The following is a 19,911-nucleotide window of genomic DNA, read 5'->3' on the forward strand; positions in this document are numbered from 1 at the left end:
TTTTCTACATACTTTACCGAAAAACAGCGAAACACGCAAGGAAAATCGGCATTTCCCTTGCGTGTTTCTTTAATTAGCGTTTAAGCGAATGATGGCAATGATCGTCTGAACAGCTTTGGCCATTGATTCAACGGTAATGAATTCATATTGCCCATGAAAATTCTCGCCACCTGTAAATAGATTAGGCGTGGGAATGCCCATGAAAGAAATCTTAGAACCATCTGTCCCGCCACGAAATGGTGTGATGATTGGTTCAATGTCACAACTTTCCATTGCTTGGACGGCCAATTCTACAGGAGTCCAATCTTTTTCGATGATTTCCTTCATATTATAGTATTGGTCTTGGAAAGTAATTGTTAGTCTGGGTTTATCCGCCAGCGCATTTAAACGTTGGACTTGTTTTTCCAAAAATTGCTTTCTCGCTTGAAAGTTTTCTTGATCATGATCCCGAATGATATAGACAAGTTCTGCTTTTTCAATACTTCCTGTAAATTTATTGAGTAAATAAAATCCTTCATTTCCACGTGTTTGTTCTGGTACTTCCTTTTGCGGTAGTGATTGATCAAGTTGTTCGCCTAATTTAATGGCATTTACTAACGAACCATAGGCCGTTCCCGGATGGACACTGGTTCCCTCAATTGTTATCACAGCTTGAGCAGCGTTAAACGTTTCATACTCGAAATGCCCCACACGGCCACTGTCGATCGTATACGCAAAAGCGACTGGGAAGTTCGGTGCATCAAATTGATCGGCCCCGCGTCCAATTTCTTCATCTGGACCGAAGGCGAGCCAAACATCCCCCCGCGCTACTTCTGGATGTGTCAAAAAATACTCAACAGCAGCTAATATCTCGACAATTCCCGCTTTGTCATCTGCTCCTAAAAGTGTGGTTCCGTCTGTAGTAATCAACGTTTCCCCTTGATACTCTTTTAAATTTGGAAATTCAGCAACCGATAAAACGATGCCTTGTTCTTGATTCAAGAGGACATCTTGGCCATCATAATTAGTGATGACTTGGGGACGAATATTTTCTGCTGAAAAATCCGCCGTATCCAGATGTGCAATCAACCCAATACTCTTCGCTGCAGGTTGGTTACCAGGCAACCGTGCCGTTAAAAATCCGTTTTGTTCGTTATAATGCACATCGGCCAAGCCTAATTCATGAAGTTCTGTTTCAATCATTTTGGCTAAAACCACTTGACCGACCGTCGTCGGTGTGGTTTGACTGTTGGCATCTGAACGGGTGTTAACTTTCACGTAAGTTAAAAATCGTTCGACTAATTTTTCCATTTCTTACTCCTTCTTCCTGAATCATTCTGTTAAATAAGCATTGCGCAAGTGGAAATAATCCCCATACAAGTGATAACTAATGCCTTTCAATTTAGGATTGATTAGATAATTTGAGGCACTTTGATACAGCGGTACTTGGGCAGCATCTTGGTTCAACAAGATGTCTTCCGCTTCTTTGTATTCTGCAAACTGTTTCTCTGGATTATTGGCATTAATCGTTCGTGCCTCTTCTACCAGTTGGTCGTATTTGGCATTATGATAATTGCCATAATTGTAACTTGATTCTCCTGCGTATAAGTTAAAGTAAGAGTCTAATTCACTACTGCCGGCAATCCATCCCGAAAGAGACAGCTCGTAATTTTTTTCACGTCGCGATTGGTTCACATTATTACTTGGTTGCGATGAAATGGTAATTTCTAAACCTGGCAGATTTTCTTGCAACTGACTTTGAACATATTCAGCAATTCGTTTTCCTTGATCTGTATCTGCCGCCAGCAATGAAAGTTTCACTTTTTTACCGACATCCGCTTGGGCTTTCGTCCATTCAGCTTGGGCTTTTTTGACGTCATTTTTCAAATATTCGCCACTGTATGCTCGGAAATCTTCATCTGTTTCTGGATTCGCATAAAGTTTACTTGGAATCAATCCGTTGAGGGGTTTTGACCCATCGTTTAAGACACTTTGTGTTAAGGCTTCTTTATCAATTGCTTGGCCAATCGCTTTTCGTAAATGAACATTCGCTAATGGCGTTCCTTCTTTTTTGTTGAAATCTAAGAAGTAGTTGGCCACATCTGGATGACTGACATAGCCTGGATCCTCTTGATATTGTTGAACATATTGTCCGTTAATGCGAACTAAGTCTAGTTCATTCGCTTGATATAAGTTAATCCCAGTATTATCTTCTTTGATTGTACTAACCGCAACTTCTTCCAGTTTCACTTGATCCGCATCATAGTATTCTGGATTTTTTTTCAATGTCCAAGTATCTGAAGTCGCATCCCAATTGGCTAGCGTAAATGGCCCGCTATAAAGTAAATGTTCACTATCCAAGGCGTAATCTTTGCCTTGCGCTTCGACAAATTTTTGATTTTGTGGCGCTAACCAAGCAATCGAAACGACTGCTAAGAAGGAAGGTTGGGCCTGTTTTAATTCAACAATGAATTCTTTGTCATTAGGGGCTGAAATCCCTAATTCATCGACTGACTTTTCACCGTTGCGTATTTCAAAACTATTTTTAACACTGTCTAGTAAATAGGCATTCGGTCCAATCGTCGCTGGTGTCACCAGTTTTTTCCAAGAATAAACAAAATCTTGGGCCGTGATTGGCTCGCCGTTGCTCCACTTAATCCCCTCCCGCAAGGTAAAGTGGTACTTGCGCCCATCGTCACTAATCTTGACATCTTTAGCTAGAGCTGGCACCGTGGCACTATCATCATCAAACCGATAAAGGCCTTCAAATAAATGTTGTGCCATTGTAAAGGTATTTTTATCTGTTGTTTGTGTTGTATCCAATGTTGAGATTGGTGCAGGTGAACTAATACTGATTTTTTGTTCAGCTGCTAAATTTCCCGAATCTACTTTCTCTGCCGCTTCTTTGGTTCCGCCACATGCGGCTAAAAGAAACCCTGTTGCAATCAAACCTACTACTTTTTTCCCCAATTTCATGTTGTTGCCCCCTCATATTTTTTAAACAAATAAAAAAAGCATTCGTCCTAAAAAGGACGAATGCTTATGCAATCGCGGTACCACCTTTGTTGATCTCTTCGCTAAAAAAGATCCGCTCGTTTCCAGTACAATCATACTGTAGCGCTATAACAGGCGCACCTGAATTGGTTTAAGCGAACGGCTTCAACCAACCTGTTCAAAGGCCATTTTCCCCTTTAACGTCACTACCTCTTCTCACCAAACGAGGCTCTCTGCAAGCTATTTTAAAAAGTACTTTCCTTCTCATCACATTTTGTTCTTTTATTTGTTTCATCAATCATACTGATTTACGGATAGTTTAGCAAACATTTTCGAGGGCGTCAACCACATTTTTAATTTAAAACTTTTTTGTTTTTCATTAAAAAAAGAAAAGAGGTTTCAATTCCTCTTTTCTAAAACAATTTTACTCTAATCCTTTTTTAACGTCTTCTATCATCAAATGCATTGATTCTAATCCACCACCGCTTAGATACCAAACATCTGGTTGAAGCATAATGACTTTATCATTTTTACCAGCATCGGTTTTTTGAATCAATTCGTTTGCAGCGACGTTATCTTTTGAATCGTCGCCACCAATTGCTTTGGTGCGATCTACCACAAAGAGAATCCCAGGATTTTTTTCTAAAACATATTCGTAAGAAACACTTTGCCCATGAGTGGAAGCTTCAATCTTATCGTCTGCTGCTTTGAAGCCAAATGTATCATGAATTAAACCGAAACGAGAGCCTTTTCCGTAAGCGGAAAGTTGTCCTTCGTTAACTAACACAACAAGCGCATTATTCGCGCTAGCTTCTGCTTGTTTTTTTACGTCAGTAATTTCTTTTTCTAAGCCAGTTATTTTTTCTTTGGCTACCTCTTCTTTATCAAAAATAGTGCCTAACGTTTCGATATTTTGTTTCGTTGATTCCCAAGGATTTTTGGCATCTACAGCTAAGTAAATGGTTGGCGCAATGGCTTTTAATTGTTCTTGATAATCTTGTTGCCGACCAGAAATAATAATTAAGTCTGGTTTTAGTTGATTGATTTTTTCTAAATCTGGTTCTTTAATGCCGCCTGCTGATTCAACTTTTTGGTATTTTTTCAAATACGCAGGGATATTTTTGGTTGGCGCACCTACCACGCGGTCACCGACACCTAGTGCGTCCATTGTATCCAAGGAACCATTATCAAAAACAACGACTTTCTGAGGATTTTTGGGAACGGTTAATTGACCATTGGTGTCTTTGACTGTGACTTCCGTTTTAGCTGTTGTTTCTGTTGTTGCAGAATCTGCTGTTTTTTTATTTGTTTGACAAGCACTTAACATCAACAGTCCCATCATTGAAACTGCCATCATTGCTAAAAATTTCTTTTTCATTCTTTTCCTCCAAAAACGTTATTTTTAAATTGCCCGATTTAGTGATAAAGACAAAAGCGTTTTCCTTCAATTTCACAAATCCGGATATTCATTTCATAAAGATCATTTAAAATACTTGTTTGAATAACTTCTTCTGTTGCGCCATGCGCATAGAGCTTTCCGCCTTTCATGGCGACAATTTCATCTGCATAGCTTGCGGCAAAATTAATATCATGTAGAACAATCAGAATTGTTTTTCCTAGTTCATCCACTAAGCGTTTAAGAATCTGCATCATTTGAACCGCATAATTCATGTCGAGGTTATTTAAGGGCTCATCCAATAAAATATAATCGGTATCTTGGGCTAAAATCATGGCAATATACGCCCGTTGTAATTGCCCTCCAGAAAGGGTATCAATGTATTCTTCCGCCATTTCAGTTAAGCCCAATTGTTCCAGTGCTTCTGTTACTTTTTCATGGTCAGCGCTTTTTAAGCGACCTTTGGAATAAGGAAAACGACCAAAATTGACCAGTTCTCGCACAGTTAATTTAAGTTGTACACCGTTGGCTTGTTTTAAAAGGGCAATTTTTTGTGAAAAAGCTGATTGCTTCCAGGTTTTTACTTCTTGCTTGTCCAGATAAATTTCCCCGGTATCTTTGGGAATTAAGCGACTCATCATGGCTAGCAGCGTGCTTTTCCCAGCGCCATTTGGTCCAATAAAGGCCGTTAATTTGCCTTCAGAAATAGGTAAATCAATATCTGAAACGACAAATTTATCTCCATATTTTTTTGATACATCACTCATCTGGATCATGTGCGTTGCTTCCTTTCTGCAATAATTTTCCATATAAAATAAACGCCCCCAACAAATTGAATCACCACACTTAGCGGGGTATTCAAATGGAAGACCTGTTCAACCATCAATTGACCAAACACCAGTAAAAAGACTGCTATTAAACTCCCTGCCACAAACAGTTCTCGGTGGCGATAGGTTTTCATGAATTGATAACTCATATTGGCCACGATAAAACCTAAAAATGTAATCGGTCCCACTAATGCTGTTGATAAGCCGACCAGACTACTGATCAAACACAACAACACTAATTGAAACTGATTCACAGCAATCCCCAAATTCTGGGCTTGATGGTTCCCTAAATGTAAAACGTCTAAACGGTAACTTTCCCGCCAAAGTATCCCACAAATCATGAGTACCGCCACACCAACGAAAACGAGATACTGACTATTGACGTTACCAAAACTGGCAAACAACTTTCCTTGGAGTAAGTCGTATTCGTTAGGATCCATAATCACTTGTAAAAACGTACTAATACTACTGAAAAAAGTACCTAAGATCATGCCAATCATCAATAATAAAAATAAATCGGATTGATTTTTGCGTAATAGAAAATACGATAAACTAGTACTTAAAAACACCATTAAAAAGACGTTCATCAAAAACGAGCCAAGACTTACTTGACCTAACGCTTGTGCGCCTCCTAAAAGAAAAAATAACACCGTCTGCACAAAGACATACAAGGAATCCATCCCTAAAATGTTTGGCGTTAGGAAATGATTTTGCGTGACTGTTTGAAAACTAATAGTTGAAAAAGCCGCAACGATTCCGACAAAAATAAAAGCCAATAACTTTTTGCCTCGTAACGCCAAAGCAAAGGACCAATTGCCATACGTGTTATAAGTTAAATAACAAAGGCTCACAATTACTACGGCAGCTAAAAGCAAAAGTAATGAAAGCCATTTTTTTAAAGGCCGTTTCATTGTTTGCGCCCCCTTAGTAATAATAAAATGAACAAAATGCTCCCTAATGTTCCGACAACCACGCTGACAGGAATTTCATAGGGGGCAATCAATACTCGTGCTAAAATATCACAGATTAACAAGAACAAACTCCCGCAAATCCCAGTTAACCACAAGGTATTTTTCATATGATCGCCATAACGTAAAGACACGAGATTGGGAATCACAACCCCTAAAAACGGAATATTCCCCACCATCAATAAAACGATGGCACTTGCTAAAGCAACCAGCGTCAAACCTAAAAACTGAATTCGCTGGTAATGGACGCCAAGACTATTTGCAAATGCTTCACCCATACCAACGACAGTGAAATGATAAGCAAATAAATAAATAACAAACCACAAAGGAATCATTAAGAATAACCATTCATAATTCCCTTTCATAACTGTGGAAAAATTTCCTTGTAACCAAGCAGACATATTTTGAACCAATTGATATTGATAGGCAAAAAATGTGGCAATTGAACCTAGAATGTTACCAAACATCACGCCCACCAAAGGGACCATCACTTGATTCTTACTTGGTAATAATCGAATGAGCGCTAAGAATAATAAGGTCCCGCTTAGCGCAAAAATAAAAGCAATTGCCGTTCGATAGAGAAACGGAGCTGTTGGGAAAAATAACATTGCGACTAAAATACCCAACCTTGCACTATCGGTTGTTCCAGCGACACTAGGAGCGACAAATTTATTTTGTGTGAGTTGCTGCATAATCAAGCCAGAAATACTCATCGTACTACCAGCAATGATTAAACTCAACGTGCGGGGAACACGGGTGGTAAATAAAACAAATTGTTGCTGTGCATCTAATTGAAACAACTGAGAAAGTGCAATGTCCTTCACCCCTATCACTAATGACAATAAGCTGAAAAGTAATAGTAGAACAAACAAACCAATCTTTTTCATGAGAAAACTCCATTTTTATTTAATTGAGAATGATTCTCATTCTTAGTTACAGTGTATGAGAAAACCATCACAAATGCAACCACTTTTTTTCCTTTATTAAAAACTTCTTCTCAAGCCGACTGACCAACGACTTATCTAAGATATGCTATAATGGAGGGAAACGTTAGGAAAGGAGTGTTACTGAATGGCGAATGATGACTTACAACAACGTCTGGATAAAGGAATGTACGGTACGCCCCTCGTTAATCCTGAAGAACAACACAAATACATGGGCACATTTCGTGAACGCTGCCGTCTCTCCATGACCGTCGCTGAAATGAAAGATGCACAGAACCAAAAACATTTATTAGAAGAATTAGCGAAGCATCCTGAAGTTACAGTACTTTTAAATGGCGAAATCTCTTCTGACCTGCAAAGTACCTATATTAAATTATTAAATCAGCATGGCGCAAACTTTAAGATTGTTAACAATTTTGTGGAGAACAACCCTGACTCTCTCGGCTTACTGTTAGCTGAAAAACATGCAGTCGATGAACCTGTGATTGACGTTACAGAAAAATATCCTCAAGCAACAGAAACGCCAAAAGAAGAGCCAACAGCTAAAAAAGGCTTTTGGCAAAAACTATTTCACTCATAAAAATCTCAAGGAAAGTTATGAGCGCTTCCATTTATAATAGAATTATGCTATTATAAAGATGAAAAAGAGAGGTATGCGGGTAACATACCTCTCCTTTATACCAACGCCAGTTATAAGAACTGGTGGCTTACTGAGTTAAGTTTTTATTACTGTTTAACCGTTCGGCCTGTCAAGCTTATGAACGGTTATTTTTTATTGTTTTTCGTTGCTTCAAGGATACCGAAAATCAGTAACGCAACAAGGGTTGCAAAACTAATCATCAATTCCAATGTCGCTTCGATTGACAAAAAAATGCTCCTTTCGTTAAAGTGCATCGGATACACATAGGCATCACCTGCCTCTCTAACTCAGAGCCACCGTCATACAACTTTCATTGGTAATAGTTTTAGTATAACCTATTGGGTTCACCAAGAAAACGTTTTTATAAAGAATACCGCCAAAAAATCTATTATGAATTTTTTGGCGGTATTCTTTTTTTATTGAACCACTTCTGGGTATAAAAGTTTTAAAACGTCCATTGTCAAGCGTCTACCCTGTCCAGCGTAAGGATACACATGCATGTGCATGGCTGGATTAAAGTTCGCTTCGATAATCCCGTACGTTAAGCTATCACGCGTGCCTTTTACGTCTTTGTCAGGAATGATTAAATCAATGCCACAAATTTTGGCTCCTAAAGCAGCTACGGCCTCAATGGCGATTTGTTTATAACTATCATCAATGACATCGGTCATATCAATCGAATCCCCGCCCGTGCTAACATTAGAATTTTCTCGCAAGTACACGATTTGCTCTTTTTCTGGCACAGAATAGATAGTTAAACCTTGTTCTTTCAACATTAGTTTTTCTAAATCATTTAACTGGATTAACTCTAGTGGTGCACGGTGATTGGTCCCCCGCAATGGATCACTATTTTTAGCGGCCACCAATTCTTCTACAGTGTGTTTGCCATCTCCCGTAACATTGGCTGGCACGCGCAACATGATGGCTTTTACATCATTATCTAACACAAAGAACCGATATTCTGTTCCAGGTAAAAATTCTTCAATTAAAACCGCTGTGTCCTCTTTAAAAGCAATCCGTAACGCTTCCGTAAAGTCTTCCAACGAAGCGCCTTCTTTAAAAATGGTAATTCCTAAACCGTAATTCGTTGATTTTGGTTTCACGACAAACGCTTTATTGGCGTAGCGTAAATGTGCTTCTTGTGCCTCAATAAAAGATGAAAATTCTTCACCGCCAGGCACATGGAACCCTGCTGCAGACAAAATTTTCTTTGTCACGGTTTTGTTTTCCATAATCAATGGTACCACGTAGTTATCTTTGCTAGTCATGTTGGCATTTTTGACGTATTCAATGTGCTCGCCATGTTGCAGTTTCAAAAATTGCTCTTGTTCATCTAAAATTTCGATTTCCAAACCTTTTTGAATCGCATCAAACAAGAAAATTTGTGTGGATAATTCCATCTCACGGAAACCAGCTAATTGATAAGGGCGTTCAAAGGCCATACTTTGATATTGGTTTCCAAAAATATTTCCCAGTTCACTGTTGGAATTTTCTTGAATAATCGTCCACATTTTGCCAGAAACGGTGTCTTGTGGATTCCGCAGTTGTTGATAATACTTACCGACAACTTCTTTGCCTTTGCGAATGCCTAGAGCATCTAACATATCAATCATTTCTGAAAAAATCCGATCGCCTTCTGCAATTAACTTAATCGTTTCATGAGGATGACCAAGAGCCACTTGTTCATTAAAAATATCGCCAGTTTTTACCCATTCATCCGCTTCTTCTTTTTCATCTGTCCACAATAAATACAACATGAAATAATGTAAGAAATCCACGGTATCTTCCACAATGCCTAAACGTGAAAAAGGATTTAAGTCTAAATTACGCAACTCGATATAGCGAATACCTGTTTTAGGCAGATCAGACATTTGTTTCCCGCCACGTAAGCGCACAGGCGCATAAAATTCTTTTTCTTCAGAAAGTAAACCATTTTCCACCATGCGATGAATATCTTCTAAATAGCGTTCCAATGAGGCATACGATACTTTCACATTGTCATGATTTCTGTAGCCATACGTACTATTCCGAATACTGCGAATGGGTTCTTGCGGTTGGTCGTCGTAGACCCTAAAGTAGCCATCTTCACTAACTGGTGAAGCCCCAAAAAGATACGTAATTAGCCAACGATAACGTAAAAAGTTACGGGCAACTTTCATGTACATTTTCGTTTTAAATTGTTTGCAATCTGTCACTTCGGATTGTTCATCATATAATTGCTGAATCAGGGCTTGGTCATATTCAAAATTAAAATGAATTCCGCTGACCATTTGTTTTCGTTTGCCATACTCTTTTGCCAAATAACGACGATATAACACTGCATCATATTGATCTAATTTAGCAATTTTAATCTCTTCATCTTTTGTTGGTAATTGTGGCGGCATACTTAATGGCCACAGCATTTCATCTTCTGGAATCGAACGACGAGCTACATCGTGAATGGCATCTAAAAAACGAAGCATTTCTGTGCCGCTATTTGCTACAGGCGTGATTAGTTCTAATTGTGTTTCGCTAAAATCTGTTTGAATATATGGATGATAAGAACGGTTACCAAAAACCGTGGGATGATCAGTTGTCGCTAAAAGCCCTTCTCGTGTACTACGTTGGTTTTCTTTTTCTAAACCAAAACGAGCCATCAATACGTAAGGACGAACATTTTTCTTTTGCATTAATTCTCTATAATTCATCTTGTCGCCTTTCTTTCTACAAACTATCTGTTTCTCTTACTATTATATAGGAAAACGAGTAAATATGCTGTTTTTTTGAACGTTCGCTTGGGAATTTTCGAGACACTTTTAGAGAGCGCCTTTTTCCGTTATACTGAACACAACTAGTTTATAGAAAGTGGTGATTACTCATGAAAAATCGTGCATTACTTTTAATTGACTTTCAAAAAGGCATCGAAAGTCCGACGCAGCAATTGTACCGTCTACCAGCAGTGTTGGATAAAGTCAATCAGCGTATTGCTGTCTACCGCCAACACCATGCGCCCATTATTTTTGTTCAACATGAAGAAACCGAATTACCTTTTGACTCAGACTCTTGGCAACTTTTTGAAAAGCTGGATGCACAGCCCACAGATTTTTTCATCCGCAAAACACATGCGAATGCCTTTTACCAAACAAATTTAAATGATTTATTGACGGAACAAGCCATTCAAACGTTAGAAATTGCTGGCGTGCAAACCGAGTTTTGTGTGGACACTACAATTCGGATGGCTCATGGTTTAGGCTATACGTGTTTGATGACACCGAAAACCACTTCCACCTTGGATAATGGACATTTAACCGCGGCACAAATTATCCAACATCATGAAGCTATTTGGGCTGGCCGCTTTTTGACTTTTTTGCCTTCAATAAATTGAGGGCTTTTCCAAAAAATTGTTTGTTCACTATGTTTTCTTGTCGTATTTCATGTTAGTATAAGGAAAAAGTGTTCAGTTGATTAGTTAAAGATTTAGAGTGTGGGACATAAGTCGATTAGGCTTGTCTCTCATGTTCTGTCTTTTTTTATGTCATCATTCACTAAACTAATAAATAATTGGAGGTATTTTATGAACAAATTTTTTACAGCCCAACGTTTAAAAGACACCGCCTATGTAACAGTCGGTGCATTCATTTTGGCCATTTCAATCAATGCGGTCTTATTGCCAAATAAACTTGTCGCAGGCGGAGCCAATGGCATTAGTATTGTTATTAATTATGTTTTCGGGATTAGTCCCGCCATTGTTCTTTACGCCATCAATATTCCTCTTTTAATGCTTTGTTTCTTACTTCTTGGGAAAGAGGTCGGTGTCAAAACCATTTATGGCAGTCTTATTTATCCATTTTTTGTAGGAATTACTTCGGGGATGCCTGTTTTAACACATAATATTTTTCTAGCAGCATTATTTGGCGGTATTATTACAGGTGCTGGCCTAGGCTTAGTTTTCCGTGGCAATGCTTCAACTGGTGGGACAGCAATCATTTCACAAATTGTCAATAAATACTTCAAAGTTTCCTTAGGTATTGCTATTTTATTCGTCGATGGTTTAGTCATTTTATCAGCAATGTATGCTTTTAATGCAGATATTGTGTTATTCTCTTTAATTTGTTTATTTACAATTGGTCGTGTCGTTGACATGATTCAAGTTGGCCTGGTTCGCTCGAAGAATGTGATGATTATTTCACCAAAATATGTCGCTATTCAAGAACGCTTATTACGTGAACTAGATAAAGGTGTGACCTTGGTGCCAATCGAAGGCGGTTATCGAAGCGCGAAAGGCATGCTCTTAATGACTGTCATTCGTGAAAAAGATTTTCCCCGCTTAAAAGAAGCCATTCTTGAGATTGATGAAGAAGCCTTTTTGATTTCAATGAGTGCGAGTGAAGTCTACGGAAAAGGATTTAGCTTGAAAAAAGTAGCTGATTCTTATGGTGTTGAAGCAACTAATGCCAATAATTTACAATAGTTTTTTGTAGGAAAAGATCCGCAAAATCTGTAGAGATTTTGCGGATCTTTTTACATCTTCATCCAGACAGGTTCTAAGCTATTGCCATCCAAATCTTGCACTTCTAAGCCATACATTTGCTCTTCTGGTATTCCCATATCAACTCGGTAGCAGTTGCCTCCGTTAGCTTTGGCGGTTTCGCCAAACTGTTTTACGGCTTCGGCACTCTCTAAACTAAAGGAAATTAATGCTCCACTGGTTGTTTGCGCATCAATAATTTGCTTTTCTTGGATAAATTTTCCATAAAAGTCATGGTTCAACAACATAATCCAAAATTGATCATCCCACATCATTGAACTAGCTTCCTCTGTTGAAAATTCCTCGTTCTTTTTGAATCCAAGTTTTTCATAAAATGCTGTAGAACGTTGGACATCCGCTACTGGGAAATTAACAAAAACCATTGTGCCCATGTGATTCATCCCTTTCTTTTAATCATCTACGACAGCTAAGTGTGCGTTGCGACAAAATCAACAAGCTTGTTTGATTTATACTAGCATATTCATAAAAGAAATGTTACTAAAACGTTTTCTTAAGGTAATTCTCGATAAGCCAAGCGCTGAATGATTTCACTATGTTGTGGATAATCGTTTAACAATTCCGCTTGAGTAAATAACTCGAAGTCTTCAAACTCAAAGCCTGGTGTAACTACACAACTGACTAACGCAAATCCTGTCGCTACTGTAGAGCCAAAGATTGTGCCGGCAGGAACTGAGAACGAAAGCTGTTGTCCTTGAACTAAGTCTTTCCCTAACTGAACAGCTTGATACGTTCCATCAGGAAAAATACAGTGAACGGTTAATGGCTGACCATCGTGAAAAAACCATAATTCATCCGCTTTTAAACGATGAAAATGTGACGGACTTTCTGTGTTTAATAGAAACAAAATCGCTGTATGCAATGCCCGTTCGCCTCGTTTGGTCGGAATCAATTGTTCACTTTTATTGGTTTGTTTAAAATAACCGCCCTCAGGATGCGCTTCTAATCCTAACTTCTCAATCCACATTTGTTCTGTCATCTTCTCCCTCACTCCTTCATTTTTTCAGAAACGATTTAGGAAGAACTTAGAACATCCGTCCTAATCCTAAAATAAACGGCGGGACAGGAGTAGCTTCTTCATTCTTGAAGCTAAATACTCCTGTCCCACGTTCTTCCCAAACCTGTTTATTTTCTACAACTAAACATCTTTTAATAAGCCTTTAAATAAGCCCATTGCGAAATCGTTGGCATTGAATGGTTCTAAATCGTTAATGCCTTCACCTAGACCAACTAATTTCACTGGCAAGTGTAATTCATTCCGAATAGCAATGACAATACCACCTTTGGCTGTTCCGTCTAGTTTGGTTAAAACTAAGCCAGTGACATCGGTTGTTTCTTTGAACTGTTTGGCTTGCGTCATCGCGTTTTGGCCAGTAGTTGCGTCCACGACTAAGAGTACTTCGTGAGGCGCATCTGGAATTTCTCGTTGGATGACTCGTTTGATTTTTTCTAATTCCTTCATTAAGTTGACTTTATTTTGTAAACGACCTGCTGTATCCACTAGCAAAACATCGGCCTGTTCTGCTTTGGCACGTTCCACTGCATCGAAAACGACCGCTGCTGGGTCGCCGCCAGCATTCCCACGCACAACTTCAACGCCAGCCCGTTCACCCCAAACAACTAATTGATCAATGGCGCCCGCTCGGAACGTATCGGCAGCGGCCATTAAAACTTTCTTTCCTTCCAACTTGTATTGATGGGCTAATTTACCAATGCTGGTTGTTTTACCAACTCCATTAACACCAACAAATAAAATCACGGTTAAGCCATTTGGCTGTAAGTTAATCGCATTATTTTCATTAATTCCTGCTTCTTCATACAAATCAACCATTTTTTCAATGATGGTATTTTGAACTTGAGCTGGTTTTTTCACGTTTCGCAGTTTCACTTCTTGCCGCAAGGCTTCTGTAATTTTTAAGGATGTATCAAAGCCTACGTCTGCACCAATTAACGTTTCTTCTAATTCTTCAAAGAAATCTTCATCAACGCTTCGGAAATTAGCAAACAATTCGTTCAACCGTTGACCAAATGTTTTACGCGTTTTTTCCAAGCCTTTTTCATATTTTTCTTGGACCTGCTCTTCTTTTGACTCTTCAATTTCTTCTGAAACCTGCGTGTCTGTTGGTTCTGCCAACGGAGTCACGACGCTATTTTCTTCCTCAGGCGCTTCCATAACAACTTCTTGTGTTTCCTCTGTCAGGATTTCTTCTGGCTCTTCATCTAACGCTTCTTCTACATCAGCTAATTTTTCCATTTCAGCGTTATCTGTTAAATCGGCTGTTTCTGCAACTTCTTCTGCTGTCGTTTCTGGCGTTATTTGCGCCTCTTCTGTTGCGGTTTCTTTTGATTCAGCAGGCGCTGATTCATCACTAGGTGTTTCGTCTACTGTTTCTTCAATTATCTCTTGTTTTTCTTCTTCCTTTTTCTCAGCGGAAAAAGCTTTTTTAATTTTATCAAAAAATCCCATTCTTATTGGCCTCCTTCCAACGGCGTTAAAATATATTTTTCGACCGCTTTGGCAACGCCATCTTGGTCATTCGTGTCTGTGACGACATCTGCGGCTTCTTTAACTAATGGAATCGCATTTGCCATGGCGACACCTAAGCCAGCGTATTCGATCATCGGTAAATCATTTTCTTCGTCCCCTAGGGTCATGATTTCTTCTGCACGGATTCCTAAATCTTTGGCTAACAAGGAAATACCATATGCTTTCGTAATCCCTTTTGGCATAAATTCTAATAAGTTATTTCGCGTTTTAATAATTTCAAAGCGCTCATAAAAAGAGGCCGGAATTTCCTTGATGCGTTCATTTAAATACGCTTCATCAATCGCAACAACAACTTTATTATAAATTCGATTCGGGGTTAACTCTTCTAATTTGTAGGACTCAAAGGTTAATAATTTGTTTAGAGAACTATAAATTGAAGGATAATTAGGTGCAGAAGGCAATTGCATCACGACCTCATCGGATAAGACATCAAACGGCATGTTGAGTGTGGTTGCTAATTGGTACAGCTCATGAATCGCTTCCAAGGGCATCAATGTTTTCTCAATAATGGCCCCTGTATCATTTTTTTGAACCAACCCGCCGTTAAAAGTAATGCTATAATCGCCTTCATCTTGTAAACCTAATTCTTCTAAGTAAGGACCAATAGCTGCCAAAGGTCGACCTGTGCAGATAACAACTTTCACGCCTGCTTGTTTCGCAGCCATCAGTGCTTGTTTATTCCGTAAAGAAATCTCTTTTTGGCTATTTAATAATGTTCCATCTAAATCAATAGCAACTAATTTTATCAAACGTTCGCTCCTCCTTGCTTCTGGCTAATTGCTTTTTTCAATTGCGCCACCTTCTTTGACCTCTTCCAAGCGAACTGAAACGATTTTTGAAACCCCAGATTCTTGCATAGTCACGCCATATAAAACATCTGCGGCTTCCATTGTCCCTTTACGATGTGTCACCACAATAAACTGTGTGCCATCTTCAAATTCGCTTAAATAATGGCCAAAACGAGCAACGTTGGCTTCATCTAAAGCTGCTTCTACTTCATCTAAAATACAGAACGGAACTGGTCGAACACGAATAATTGAAAAGAGTAACGCAATCGCCGTTAATGCCCGTTCGCCTCCAGACAACAAGCTTAAATGTTGTAATTTTTTCCCTGGTGGTTGCGCCTCAATCTCAATCCCTGTATTCAAGAGATCCTCTGGATTGGTTAGCACCAGTTCTGCCCGTCCGCCTCCAAACATATTAGGAAATACCACTTTGAACTGGCCACGAATTGCTTCAAAGACTTCTTTAAACCGTTCTTTCACTTCTTGGTCCATTTCATCCATGGTTTCAAATAATTGTTCTTTCGCATTTAATAAATCATCTCGTTGACTGACTAAAAATTGATGGCGTTCATCGACTTGTTCAAATTGCTCGATGGCACTTAAGTTAACAGGTCCTAACCGCTCAATTTCTTGTTTTAGGCGTTTCACTGTTTGCTGTGCTTGCGCTAAATCATCGATTGGGAAATACGCTTCATAGGCAGCTTCAAAGGTTAAGCTGTATTCTTCCTGTAAGTAACTTAATGAGCTATCTAATTGCATTTCTGCACGATTTTTTAGGACTTCAATTTGTGTTTTATCTGCTAAATACTGTTGTTGGCGTTTGTTTTCTTCCGCTAATTTTGTATCTAACTCGTCTACTTCTTCTTGCAACGCTTGTCGTTGACTACGTGCCGTTTGTAAAGACGTTTGCAACGCTGTTTGTTTCTCCGCTAATTGCGCGACTTGTGCCGCTAAGCCTTCTTCGGTTAACTGGTGATCGCTAGAATGGCTACTTAATTGTTGTAGCTGTTGACGGATGGCCGTTTCTCGAATCAACAATTCGTCCAATTGTTCTTGTTTGTCTTGCTTTTGACGAGCAAAATGGGCACATTGTTCCGCCGCTACTGCTTGTTCTGCTTGAACTGTCGTCAAGCGTTCTTGCGCTTGGGCTTTAAAGGTTTCCATTTGGCTAGCTTCTTGTTCCACTTGTTTCATTTCAGCATCTAAACGTTCTTTCGTTGCCGTTAAGTTTGCTTGTTGCTCTGTCAATGTGGCTTTTTTCGTTTGATATTCGGTTAAGAATTGATGCAATTCCCGTGATTCATATTCAAACAGACGTTTTTCTTTTGTTAAACGAGTAATCGTTTCTGTTTGATTGGCTAATTTATTGTCAATTTCTTGTTGTTTTAAACGATTTTGTTCACCAGCAGAGCGCAACATTTCTGCACGTTCCGTGGCTGTTTTCACTTCTTGCGAGAGCGCTTGGACTTCTTGTTCTACACTTCTTAGTTGTGTTTCTAATTGAGTCATTTGTTCAGTAATTGTTTGAAGTTCTTGCGCTTGTGAAAATAGGCTTCCTTGGTTGCCACGTTTATTGGCTCCCCCAGTCATCGAACCGCCAGGATTCATCACATCGCCTTCCAATGAGACAACACGATATTGGTAATTGACTAATTTTGCTAACTGGTTGGCACTCGTTAAATCTGCCGCTAAAATCGTGACGCCTAAGAGATTTTGAATAACGGTTTGTACTTGTTCTGGATAACGAACTAATTCACTGGCAATCCCCACGAAGCCCGGTGCACCAGCCAAACGATTCTGAACCATCGCCGATACAGAGCGCGGCTTAATGGTAGTCAATGGTAAAAAGGTTGCCCGGCCACTGTGTTGTTGTTTTAAGAAGGTAATGCCTGCTCGACCATCTTTCTCATTTTCCACAACAATATGTTGCGCCGCACCACCTAGGGCCGTTTCAATCGCCAACGTATATTCTTTAGGCACTTCAATTAACTCAGCCACTGCGCCAACAATCCCAGTTAATTGGTTTTTGTGACGCAATACAGCTTTCACGCCTTGATAGAAGCCAGCGTAATTTTCTTGAATTTCTTGCAAACTTTTTTGGCGTGCCTTCGCTTGTTGCACTTGATTCATCGCTTGGTACATATCGTTTTGACGCTGTGCTAATCGTTCACGCTTAGCTTCAAGCGTTGCTTTCAACGCAGTGTATTCTTCCAACTGTTCTTGTAAGCCTTGTTTTGCAACTTTTTGCTCTTTTTCTAGCGTCTCTTTCATTGCGAGAGCTTCAACCATCTGTTCTTCTAGCGCTTCGTGTTTTGCTAGCGATTGTTGATTTTTAGCTGTTTCTTGTTGATATTGTCGTTCTAAATATTTTAAGTCATTGGCTGTATTGGCTTGTTCTTGCATGACTTCCACATACTGACTGCGCAATTCTTCCATTAATTCTTTAGAAGACTTACTATATTTTTCAACATCTTTCGTTGCCAAAACCAATGCTTCTTTTAACGTCTGACGTTGTGCCGTTTTTTCTGCGATTGCTGTTTCCAGCGTCTGCAATTCTTCTCGATAACGAACAATTTTTTCGGCCGTTTCTGCCAATGTCTCTTCGTATTCGCTTGCCGTTTGGGAGGTGTGTTTGGAACGTTCAATTAAAACATTTTTTTGTCCTTCTGCTTGTTTCAACGCTTCTGTCACTTGTAATAATTGTTGTTGTTCCGTTTCAATTTGTTCATCTAAACGATTGCGCTTGCTGCGTAAACGTACCAATTTGCCTTCTAGGTCATGGACTTGCTTACTTGCGCCAGCTAACTTTTCTTCAATGGCTGTTAATTCTTGCGTTTTCGTTTCCCAAATAACTTTTGCTTCTTGAATTTCGGTCACAGTTAAATTGACATCAATTTCGGTAAGTTCTTCTTTCAAAGCTAAATACTTTTTAGCCGCATCTGCTTGGGCGGCTAGAGGAACTAATTGGTCTTCCAACTCGTAAATGATATCTTGGACACGGCTTAAGTTGTCCTCGGTTTCGAAAAGCTTTTGTTCAGCCTTTTTCTTCCGTTGTTTGTATTTTAAAACGCCCGCTGCTTCTTCAAAGATCCCACGACGGTCTTCAGGTTTACTATTAAAAATCGCTTCAACTTTCCCTTGCGAAATAATTGAAAAAGATTCTTTGCCTAACCCTGAATCCATAAATAAATCTTGAATATCTTTTAAACGGCACGCTTGTTTATTAATAAAAAAGTCACTTTCGCCCGTTCGTTTTAAACGACGGGTGACACTAATCTCACTATAATCCAATGCTAAATAATGGTCGCTGTTGTCTAACGTCACGGTAACTTCCGCAATATTTAGCGGCTTACGACCTTCCGAACCGGCAAAGATAATGTCGTTCATTTTGCCACCGCGAAGGTTTTTCGCAGATTGTTCACCTAATACCCAGCGAACGGCTTCCGTGATATTACTTTTCCCACTTCCATTCGGACCAACCACTGCTGTCACATCATCTTCAAATTCAATAATGGTTTTATCTGCAAATGATTTAAATCCTGTAATTTCAATTCGTTTTAAATACACGAATATTGCTCCTTCCAGCCTTACTGAGGAATACTTTTCAGTGCCCGCTCAGCGGCATCCTGTTCAGCTAACTTCTTCGATTTTCCTTGGCCTAACCCAATGAGTTCACCATTCATGTAAACTTCAGTGAAAAAGGTGCGGTCATGAGCAGGGCCTTCTTCTTTAATTAAGCGATATTCAATTGAAACATCGCCTTTGCGTTGTAAAACTTCTTGTAATTGTGTTTTGTGATCCATCTCATGTGAAAAAGCACCGGCATCAATTTTCGGAAAAATAACGTCTTCAATAAATTTCTTGGCTGCGCCAACTTTTTGGTCTAAGTAGAGGGCACCTAAAAAGGCTTCAAATAAGTCACATAATAATGATGCACGTGTTCGTCCGCCCGATGCTTCTTCTCCTTTACCTAATAAAATGTAGTTGTCGAAGTGACATTCTTTCGCAAATTTGGCTAAACTATCTTCCCGAACGATGGCTGCGCGCATCTTCGTTAATTTTCCTTCTGGAAGTTCTGGGAATTTTAAATACAAATATTGTGAAACAATTAATTCTAAAACTGCATCTCCTAAAAATTCAAGACGTTCATTATCGGATAATTTTAAATAGCGATGCTCATTCACATAGGATGAATGAGTAAAAGCTTGCTCTAATAGATTGACATCATGGAAAACAATGCCGTAACGTTCTTTTAACTCTGTTGTTAACTGATTGTCCATTCTCCACATTCCTTTACATTTATTT

Annotated in this window: 17 protein-coding genes and 1 other annotated feature; of the genes, 3 read left to right on the top strand and 14 right to left on the bottom strand. The window is 39.2% G+C overall.

Going from position 1 to position 19,911, the window contains the following annotated elements; all coding sequences use genetic code 11:
• Positions 1–69: 69 nt before the first annotated feature.
• From pepT to IGJ24_RS12230, 6 genes are all read right to left on the bottom strand, one after another.
• Positions 70–1,290 carry a peptidase T gene (gene pepT / locus IGJ24_RS12205; protein ID WP_016616477.1) on the bottom strand — a complete coding sequence of 407 codons (1,221 nt, stop codon included), beginning with the start codon at positions 1,288–1,290 and terminating at the stop codon, positions 70–72.
• A 21-nt stretch (positions 1,291–1,311) separates the two neighbouring features.
• Positions 1,312–2,955, bottom strand: a complete 1,644-nt coding sequence (locus IGJ24_RS12210; RefSeq protein WP_104845853.1) for a peptide ABC transporter substrate-binding protein — start codon at positions 2,953–2,955, stop codon at positions 1,312–1,314.
• 49 nt (positions 2,956–3,004) lie between these two features.
• Positions 3,005–3,250: a binding site (T-box leader), on the bottom strand.
• A 147-nt stretch (positions 3,251–3,397) separates the two neighbouring features.
• Entirely contained in the window at positions 3,398–4,351 is a 954-nt protein-coding gene (locus IGJ24_RS12215) for a siderophore ABC transporter substrate-binding protein (protein ID WP_289865691.1), read from the bottom strand.
• Between the two features lie 38 nt (positions 4,352–4,389).
• Positions 4,390–5,145 (bottom strand): iron ABC transporter ATP-binding protein, encoded by a 756-nt coding sequence (locus tag IGJ24_RS12220; RefSeq protein WP_002354962.1) that lies wholly within the window; start codon positions 5,143–5,145, stop codon positions 4,390–4,392.
• Positions 5,142–6,107 (bottom strand): iron chelate uptake ABC transporter family permease subunit, encoded by a 966-nt coding sequence (locus IGJ24_RS12225; RefSeq protein WP_289865692.1) that lies wholly within the window; start codon positions 6,105–6,107, stop codon positions 5,142–5,144. Before IGJ24_RS12225 ends, IGJ24_RS12220 begins: the two co-directional genes overlap by 4 nt.
• A complete protein-coding gene (locus IGJ24_RS12230; protein ID WP_002354960.1) occupies positions 6,104–7,051 on the bottom strand; it encodes an ABC transporter permease in 948 nt (315 codons plus the stop codon). Before IGJ24_RS12230 ends, IGJ24_RS12225 begins: the two co-directional genes overlap by 4 nt.
• 184 nt (positions 7,052–7,235) lie before the next feature.
• Here IGJ24_RS12230 and IGJ24_RS12235 point away from each other — a divergent pair, with 184 nt between their 5' ends.
• Entirely contained in the window at positions 7,236–7,688 is a 453-nt protein-coding gene (locus tag IGJ24_RS12235; protein WP_002354958.1) for a YueI family protein, read from the top strand.
• A 185-nt stretch (positions 7,689–7,873) separates the two neighbouring features.
• On the opposite strand, the gene IGJ24_RS12240 is transcribed toward IGJ24_RS12235, so the two are convergent.
• Entirely contained in the window at positions 7,874–7,975 is a 102-nt protein-coding gene (locus IGJ24_RS12240) for a putative holin-like toxin (RefSeq protein WP_162780856.1), read from the bottom strand.
• 189 nt (positions 7,976–8,164) lie between these two features.
• Positions 8,165–10,435: a bifunctional glutamate--cysteine ligase/glutathione synthetase gene (gshAB, locus tag IGJ24_RS12245; RefSeq protein WP_438775407.1), complete on the bottom strand. Its 2,271-nt coding sequence runs from the start codon at positions 10,433–10,435 to the stop codon at positions 8,165–8,167.
• Positions 10,436–10,605: 170 nt separating this feature from the next.
• On the opposite strand from gshAB, the gene IGJ24_RS12250 reads away from it, so the two are divergent.
• Both IGJ24_RS12250 and IGJ24_RS12255 read left to right on the top strand, forming a co-directional pair.
• Positions 10,606–11,112: a cysteine hydrolase family protein gene (locus IGJ24_RS12250; RefSeq protein ID WP_289865694.1), complete on the top strand. Its 507-nt coding sequence runs from the start codon at positions 10,606–10,608 to the stop codon at positions 11,110–11,112.
• 189 nt (positions 11,113–11,301) lie between these two features.
• Positions 11,302–12,198 (top strand): YitT family protein, encoded by an 897-nt coding sequence (locus IGJ24_RS12255; RefSeq protein WP_289865695.1) that lies wholly within the window; start codon positions 11,302–11,304, stop codon positions 12,196–12,198.
• Between the two features lie 50 nt (positions 12,199–12,248).
• On the opposite strand, the gene IGJ24_RS12260 is transcribed toward IGJ24_RS12255, so the two are convergent.
• The 6 genes from IGJ24_RS12260 to rnc all read right to left on the bottom strand — a co-directional run bounded on the left by IGJ24_RS12260 (position 12,249) and on the right by rnc (position 19,886).
• A complete protein-coding gene (locus tag IGJ24_RS12260) occupies positions 12,249–12,647 on the bottom strand; it encodes a VOC family protein (protein WP_002354951.1) in 399 nt (132 codons plus the stop codon).
• A gap of 119 nt (positions 12,648–12,766) precedes the next feature.
• Complete coding sequence (locus IGJ24_RS12265; protein WP_033595386.1) at positions 12,767–13,252, bottom strand: cupin domain-containing protein; 486 nt, start codon at positions 13,250–13,252, stop codon at positions 12,767–12,769.
• Positions 13,253–13,411: 159 nt separating this feature from the next.
• Positions 13,412–14,740 (bottom strand): signal recognition particle-docking protein FtsY, encoded by a 1,329-nt coding sequence (gene ftsY / locus IGJ24_RS12270; RefSeq protein ID WP_289865696.1) that lies wholly within the window; start codon positions 14,738–14,740, stop codon positions 13,412–13,414.
• Positions 14,741–14,742: 2 nt separating this feature from the next.
• Positions 14,743–15,570, bottom strand: coding sequence for a Cof-type HAD-IIB family hydrolase (locus IGJ24_RS12275; RefSeq protein ID WP_002359053.1), 828 nt, complete (start codon positions 15,568–15,570; stop codon positions 14,743–14,745).
• Positions 15,571–15,594: 24 nt separating this feature from the next.
• Complete coding sequence (gene smc, locus IGJ24_RS12280; RefSeq protein WP_438775408.1) at positions 15,595–19,173, bottom strand: chromosome segregation protein SMC; 3,579 nt, start codon at positions 19,171–19,173, stop codon at positions 15,595–15,597.
• A 20-nt stretch (positions 19,174–19,193) separates the two neighbouring features.
• A complete protein-coding gene (gene rnc, locus IGJ24_RS12285) occupies positions 19,194–19,886 on the bottom strand; it encodes a ribonuclease III (RefSeq protein WP_002354946.1) in 693 nt (230 codons plus the stop codon).
• Positions 19,887–19,911 lie beyond the last annotated feature (25 nt).

The sequence above is a fragment of the Enterococcus sp. DIV0546 genome (assembly GCF_051712785.1).
GTDB lineage: Bacteria > Bacillota > Bacilli > Lactobacillales > Enterococcaceae > Enterococcus > Enterococcus faecalis.